The sequence below is a fragment of the Actinomycetota bacterium genome (genome assembly GCA_036280995.1).
Taxonomy (GTDB): Bacteria; Actinomycetota; CALGFH01; order CALGFH01; family CALGFH01; genus CALGFH01.
In genome coordinates this window covers 1-5,382 of sequence record DASUPQ010000509.1, presented here as the reverse complement: position 1 = coordinate 5,382, position 5,382 = coordinate 1, and the positions used below count along the sequence as shown (strand labels likewise).

The 5,382-nt window shown below is 73.4% G+C and carries 6 protein-coding genes and 1 other RNA gene; 2 read left to right on the top strand and 5 right to left on the bottom strand.

Going from position 1 to position 5,382, the window contains the following annotated elements; translation table 11 throughout:
* Nucleotides 1-66: 66 nt before the first annotated feature.
* Together VF468_17215 and VF468_17210 are read right to left on the bottom strand one after the other, a co-directional pair.
* The gene (locus tag VF468_17215; protein HEX5880032.1) at nucleotides 67-465 is read right to left on the bottom strand and encodes a hypothetical protein; all 399 of its coding nucleotides are present in this window, start codon (nucleotides 463-465) and stop codon (nucleotides 67-69) included.
* A 640-nt stretch (nucleotides 466-1,105) separates the two neighbouring features.
* Nucleotides 1,106-2,533: a cytochrome b N-terminal domain-containing protein gene (locus VF468_17210; protein HEX5880031.1), complete on the bottom strand. Its 1,428-nt coding sequence runs from the start codon at nucleotides 2,531-2,533 to the stop codon at nucleotides 1,106-1,108.
* A 231-nt stretch (nucleotides 2,534-2,764) separates the two neighbouring features.
* Here VF468_17210 and VF468_17205 point away from each other — a divergent pair, with 231 nt between their 5' ends.
* On the top strand, nucleotides 2,765-3,145 hold the full coding sequence (locus VF468_17205; protein HEX5880030.1) for a tyrosine-type recombinase/integrase: 381 nt from the start codon (nucleotides 2,765-2,767) through the stop codon (nucleotides 3,143-3,145).
* An 11-nt stretch (nucleotides 3,146-3,156) separates the two neighbouring features.
* Here VF468_17205 and rnpB read toward each other — a convergent pair.
* Nucleotides 3,157-3,546: RNase P RNA component class A (gene rnpB / locus VF468_17200), an RNA gene on the bottom strand.
* A 55-nt stretch (nucleotides 3,547-3,601) separates the two neighbouring features.
* On the opposite strand from rnpB, the gene VF468_17195 reads away from it, so the two are divergent.
* Nucleotides 3,602-4,096 (top strand): FxsA family protein, encoded by a 495-nt coding sequence (locus tag VF468_17195; protein ID HEX5880029.1) that lies wholly within the window; start codon nucleotides 3,602-3,604, stop codon nucleotides 4,094-4,096.
* Between the two features lie 17 nt (nucleotides 4,097-4,113).
* Here the strand turns inward: VF468_17195 and VF468_17190 are convergent, their stop codons facing one another.
* Both VF468_17190 and VF468_17185 read right to left on the bottom strand, forming a co-directional pair.
* Nucleotides 4,114-4,575, bottom strand: a complete 462-nt coding sequence (locus tag VF468_17190; protein ID HEX5880028.1) for a ribonuclease HI family protein — start codon at nucleotides 4,573-4,575, stop codon at nucleotides 4,114-4,116.
* Nucleotides 4,572-5,300 carry a C4-type zinc ribbon domain-containing protein gene (locus tag VF468_17185; protein HEX5880027.1) on the bottom strand — a complete coding sequence of 243 codons (729 nt, stop codon included), beginning with the start codon at nucleotides 5,298-5,300 and terminating at the stop codon, nucleotides 4,572-4,574. Before VF468_17185 ends, VF468_17190 begins: the two co-directional genes overlap by 4 nt.
* Nucleotides 5,301-5,382: the final 82 nt, after the last annotated feature.

Here is a 5,382-nt window from a genome sequence, read left to right as displayed (position 1 = left end):
ACAGCATGCACCGTGGCCAGCGGGCTACGTGGCCTGGAACGGCGGGGCTTGCGCCCGGAACACCGGTCAGTTGCGGCCGGGGCCGCCGGCCGGGGTGGTGAGGAACCAGTCCTCGGGCGCGTGGTAGCGGGGGCCTTCGGCGGTCTGCTCGATGATGACGTCGGGCGGGAGCGCGGCCACGCCGAGCAGCCCCAGCACCCCCTCGTGAGCGGCCGCGGCCAGCCGCACCACCCCCGGCGGCCCGCCGGCCGCGTACCCCTCGCCCTCGCGCAGCCCGGTGGCGTCCCGCAACTGCCCGATCCGCTCGACCCCGACCACCTCGCGGAGCTCGGCCAGGTCGACCGGCGGCGCCTCCAGCCACTCCGGGCCGGTACCGAAGGCGTCCTGGAACCCCTCGCTGACCAGTCGGAGCAGCACGGTGATGCGAACCGCCGGCGACACCGGCGGGTTGCTGGGCAGATCCATGCCCAGCAGCTTGCCACAACGGGCAACGACGGCGAGCGCAGAGGGAGCCGGCCTGTGGCCGGCGACCGGCCGCTGATGTGCGCCTACAAGCAGCTCGGCAAGGGTCCTCGCGTGAGGCCGACCCTGAGGGGCCCCAAGGGCTGCGGACCGCCATGACCGCTCGACGCGGCGGCATCCGTCCCACCTGAACCACCGGGCCCGGGCGAGGAGCTGACCATCGGGGCCACACCCGATGCCGCCCCTGACCGGTGCAGAAGGGGGATACGGCGTACTGTGCAGCACCCACGACAGAACACCGATGCTCCTAAGTTGCGCCGCCGACCCGCCGTAGGCCGGGGGCTCTACGACCCTCGAAGGAGGGCCTGTGGAGTCTTGTCCACCTTCACCGCGGCCTGAACGCCGGCGGATTGAGCGTGCCTGGGACATCGTCGATCTGACGCTGACGACAGCGCTCGGCTTTGACTGCCGTGTAAGCGATCATCTCTGGGCGGGCGACCGAGCCTGGAGGCTGTCGTCCTCTGGATCGTGTTCCCCGGTCACAGCGCGGCTCGCCGTCGTGGTCGTCGCCTACCCGACCGGGCTGGTCAGCCCGGCCAGGCTCCCCCGCCGGGCTGACCTCGCGAGGCCGCCACGGCCCGCGTCAGTCGACCGGTACGGTCCGGTAGCCGCCGCTGGCGGTGCGCTCCAGGCGCGGCCCGGCGGCCGAGCTGGCGGGGTGCAGGCCACTGCGGCCCAGCGAGCGGCACACCGCGTAGGTGACCAGGCCGACCACCACCGGACCGAGCATGAACGACCACTGCAGCAGCCTGGTGACCGCCTCCAGCGGGAGGTGGAGCAGGACCGCCAGGATGTCGTTGCCGGCCGCCACGAAGGCGACCAGGAACATGGTCAGCCCGGCGGCGCCGATGGCGCTGCGCAGCGGTGCGTCGCGCGGCCGGTCGAGCAGCTGGTGCTCGGCGCGGTCGCCGCCCAGGCGCCGCTCGATCCAGGGCCACAGGGTCAGGATGCCGAAGGCGACCGCGGGGAACAGCAGCGCGGGCCAGAGCATCTCCGAGATGGTCCAGCCGAACAGCTCGAAGCCCCACGGCGGGGCCAGCCGCACCAGCCCGTCGAGGAAGGCCAGGTACCAGTCCGGCTGCGCCGGGGAGGTGCCCCTGGCCGGGTGGTGAGGGCCGAGCTGCCAGACGGGGTTGATCTGCGCCACCCCGCCGAGCAGGGCGAGCACGGCGGCGACCAGCAGCAGCAGGCTGAGCGACGCCAGGGCCCGCTCGGGCCGGCGCTGCGCGCTGGCGGCGTCCCCCTCGCCGCGGCCCGGCCCAGGGTGGCGCCGGTGCCGCACCACCGTCCCGAGGTGGACGGCCAGCAGGCCAACCAGCAAGGCCGGGAGCAGCATCGTGTGGAGCACGAACAGCCGCGGGATCGCCTCGGGGCTAGGGGACTCGCCGCCGAACAGCAGGTAGGCGACCTCGGGGCCGATCACCGGGATCGCCAGCACCGCGGACCAGACGACCTGCAGGCTCATCCCGGACAGCAGGTCGTCGGGCAACGAGTGGCCGGCCAGGCCCTGGGCCATCACCAGCAGCAGCACCGCGATGCCGACCACCCAGGTGCGCTGTCGGGGCCGGCGGAAGGCGCCGGTGAAGAAGATGCGGCACAGGTGCAGCACGACCGCCGCGACGAACACCAGCGAGGCCCAGTGGTGGGTCTGGCGCACCAGCAGCCCGGCGGGGACCTCGAAGGAGATCCGCATCACCGAGTTGAACGCCTCGGTCACCGGCTGGCCGCGCAGCGGCGCGTAGGGGCCCTGGTAGGTGACCTGGCCGCGGACGTCGGGCACGTAGAAGACGCTCAGGAACAACCCCGTGACCACGAGCACGACCAGGCAGTAGAGGGCGATCTCGCCGAACAGGAACGCCCAGTGGTCGGGGTAGGCCCTGCGCAGCGCGGCGCGGGCGGGGCTGGTGGCTCCGAGCCGCCGGTCGGCCCACCGCTGGGCACGGTCAGAGCGTGCGGCAAGGCGCCGCTCCAGGCGGCGCCCGCCGGATGGTCGGTGGCGTAGTGGTGTCATGGTGCGATCACGTCCAGGCAAGCGCGGTCTCTCACTCCTATTGACAGAACGCGACCCGGAACTGTGACAACCGCGGCGAGGCCTCACGCCATCGGCAGCCAGCCGATGCCGCCGCCGGACCCCTCAGGACACCAGGCACCCGAACGGCTCGGCGAAGTGCGGCGGCGCCGGCGCGCCCGCAGGGCGTCGTCGTCGGCGACCTCGATCACCTGATCGCCCGGGAGGTGACGGATGCGGACCCCGAGAGGCACCTGGTGGGCGCCGTCGATCGTCCGCAGCAGCCTGCTGCGGGCGGACCCGCTTCTCGTCCATCTGGCGCCCGGCCGCCGCCGCGCCGAGGTGACACTCCATGACCTTCGGCACTACTACGCCTCTCTGCTCATTCAGCACGGCGAACGCGTCGAGGTGGCACAGCGGCGGCTCGGCCACAGATCGTCGGTGGAAACGCTGGACACCTACTCGCACCTGTGGCCGGACTCCCGGGGACGCACCCGAGAGGCCGTGGACCAGGTGCCCGGCCGGCCAGCCGATGCCACTGAGAAGGCGGCGACGCGAGGTATGTGCGCCACAAGTGCACCCGCAGGGCAGCGTCGGGGCAACCGCCCGGGTTAGCGGGGTAGTGCAGGGGGAGTCGGCCTGTAAGCCGGCTTCTGTGCCCCGGGAGGTCCCGGGGTGGCGGCCATCCATCTGGGACCGGCGTTGCCGCCGGCCTCGTGCGGTCCACCAGGGGACTCGGCCGGGCCAGCCTCCGCGGCCGCGTTGCGCGGCCGGTGCGTCCCCTATTCGACCTTGCTCCGGCTGGGGTTTACCAAGCCGACCGGTCACCCGGCCGCTGGTGCGCTCTTACCGCACCGTTTCACCCTTGCCGCCCCGCTCGCGCGGGGTGGCGGTCTGTTCTCTGTGGCACTGTCCTGCGGGTCGCCCCGACTGGCGGTTGGCCAGCACCCTGCCCTGTGGAGGCCGGACTTTCCTCGACCCCGGCGAACCGGGGCCGCGGCCGCCCAGCCGGCTCCCCCTGCATGCCAAGTATGCCACCCGAACCCGGCCGGGCGGGTCCATACTGGGAGCATGGTCCCCATCCTGGCCATCGCCTTCATCCTCGTCCCGCTGGCCGAGCTGGCGGTGCTGATCGCCGTCGGCGACGTCATCGGGCTGGTGCCGACGCTGGTGCTCCTGCTGGTCGTCAGCGTGGCCGGCGCCTGGCTGGCCAAGCGGGAGGGGCTGGCCGCCTGGCGGCGGTTCCAGCTCGCCCTGGCCGAGGCGCGCGTCCCGACCGTCGAGGTGGCCGACGGGGCCATGATCCTGCTCGCCGGGGCCCTGCTGCTCACCCCCGGGTTCCTCACCGACGTGGCCGGGGTCCTGCTGCTGCTGCCCCCGACCCGGGCCCTGGCCCGGCGGCTGGCCCCGCGCCTGGCCGAACGCCGCCTCCGCCGCCGCGGCGGCCGGCGGGTCGTGATCATGGACGGCACCTCCCGGCCGGCCGGCTCGACCCGGGTCACCTGGGGCCAGCCCGAGGTCGGCGACCGCCCCCCGCCGCCGCCCGAGCGCGACGCGTTCTCCTGACTGGTCCCGGGTCGGGATCAGGACAGGCGGAGCTGCTCCGGGTCGCGGGCCGGGCGGGGGCGCGCGACCCGGCCCTGATCGTCCATGGCGCGGTTGGCGAGGGCGTCGGCGCGGCGGTTACGTTCCCGGGGGACATGTTCCCAGACGACCCGGTCGAACTCGCGGGCCAGGCGGGCAGCTTCCTCCGACAGGGGGCGCAGGGCGGCGTTCTTCACCTTCCACAGGCCCTTCTGCTGGTTGACGACCAGCAGCGAGTCGGCCCGGACGCGGACCCGGCGGGCGCCCAGCTCCTTGGCCCGGCGGAGCCCGGCGATCACGCCCCGGTACTCGGCCACGTTGTTGGTCGCCCAGCCGATCCCCTCGGCCACCTCGGCCAGCACCTCGCCACCGGGACTGGTCAGGACCGCCCCGTACCCGGCTGGTCCCGGGTTGCCTCTGGCGCCCCCGTCGGTCCAGACGACGACGTCGGGATGCGTCACTCGACCACCAGGATCCGGCGGCAGTTCTCGCAGCGCTTGATCTCCTCGGGTGGGAGCTTACGGATCGCGGCCAGCTCGACCGGGGAGATCGACACCCGGCAGCCCTGGCAGGTGTTGCCGACGAGCGCGGCCGCACCGACCCCGCCCTGCCGGGAGCGGATCTGTTCGTAGAGGGCGCGCAGTTGCTCGCCCACGTTCGGCACGACCTGGTCGCGGGCGCTCCGCTCGCCGTCCAGCTCCCGGTCGATCTCGACCAGGGCGGCGTCGCGGGCCTTGGTGACCTCGGTCTGCTCGGCGGTGAAGCCGTCGCGCCGGGTGGCCAGCTCGCCCAGCTCCGCCTCGAGGGTCTCGCGCTGCTCCATCAGCTCCAGCAGCTCGTCCTCGAGTGTGCCCTGGCGCCGCTTCAGGCTGGCCACCTCCTCCTGGATGGCGGTCAGCTCCTTGGGGCTGGTCACCTTGCCCGAGGCGGCCCGCGCCTCCTCGTTGCGGGCCTTGGTGGTGACCATGTCGATCTCGTGCTCGAGGCGGGTCTGGTCGCGCTGGACGGTGGCCAGGGTGCCCTCGCGCTCGGCGCTGGACTGGTCGACGACGCCCAGGGCCTCGGCCAGCTCGGCCAGACGGGCGTCCTCCGGCAGCGACCCACGTCGATGCTCGAGCCGGTCGATCGCCGAGTCGTGGGCCTGAAGCTGGAGCAGGGCGCGCTGCTCCTCGAGCGGTGCGTGCAAGGGTCCTCGCAGCGGTCGTCGACAGGGCGACCACCCTACCGTATGTTCGTCACCCCAAGGGATGTCGACGAGGAGACAGCAT